A 278-nucleotide genomic window follows, 5' to 3' on the forward strand; every position below is an offset into this window, starting at 1 on the left:
CGAGGAGGGCTCCGCGCGGTTCGAACTGCCCGAGGACCGCATGGGCGACATCATCCTGATCTCGGGCGAGAACAAGACAATCGGCACGTCGGAACACCGGCATAATCTGGCGGCACTCGACGAGCCGCTGCGCTCACACGGCGGGCTGACCGAGCAGGAGGTGCCCTTCATTGTCAACCGCGTGCTGGCGGACCTGCCGAACGAGCCTGTGCTGCGGAATTTCGATGCGTTCTTCTATGCGACGATGGCGGCGGCGCAGGCATAGGTTGGGCGCTGTC

At 64.7% G+C, this 278-nt stretch carries 1 pseudogene; it reads left to right on the forward strand.

Annotated features, from left to right (window positions below):
• A pseudogene (locus tag EN857_RS34455) lies at positions 1-265 on the forward strand (phosphonoacetate hydrolase); the annotation flags it as partial.
• Positions 266-278 lie beyond the last annotated feature (13 nt).

Origin of the sequence: Mesorhizobium sp. M4B.F.Ca.ET.214.01.1.1 (assembly GCF_004791545.1) — a bacterium.
GTDB classification, from domain to species: Bacteria; Pseudomonadota; Alphaproteobacteria; order Rhizobiales; family Rhizobiaceae; genus Mesorhizobium; species Mesorhizobium abyssinicae.